Below are 282 nucleotides of genomic sequence, written 5' to 3'. Positions count from 1 at the left end.
GGGACCTGCTTAATCCACGCCGTAAGAATTGTGCGACCAATTTTGACGGCATTGTTAACCAATTTGTCATAAGGAATCCATTTATGACTGTAAGCATTGTTTCACCTTCCGCAGCGGCTGTAAAGCCCCGCCGTCATCCCCGTTTCAGACGCGAAGACATCCCCGCGCCGGAAATTGACCCCGTGCTGAAAGCCTTCGGGCGACACATAGCCCGGAGTTTTCACCGGGGGCGTGGTGTACACATCCCCGCCATGAAAAACACGGCCTTCGGGCAGGTGCTCC

1 protein-coding gene is annotated in these 282 nt (G+C 55.0%); it reads right to left on the bottom strand.

Annotated elements, in window-relative coordinates; genetic code table 11:
* Positions 1-101: 101 nt before the first annotated feature.
* Positions 102-282, bottom strand: a 181-nt coding sequence (locus LZP73_RS21635) for a hypothetical protein (RefSeq protein ID WP_442800789.1), incomplete at its 5' end; no start/stop codon positions are given.

Origin of the sequence: Shewanella sp. AS16 (assembly GCF_021412365.1) — a bacterium.
In the GTDB taxonomy this organism is placed as follows: Bacteria; Pseudomonadota; Gammaproteobacteria; order Enterobacterales; family Shewanellaceae; genus Shewanella; species Shewanella salipaludis.
The sequence above is the reverse complement of the archived record's forward strand: the minus strand, read 5'-3'. Positions and strand labels throughout refer to the sequence as shown.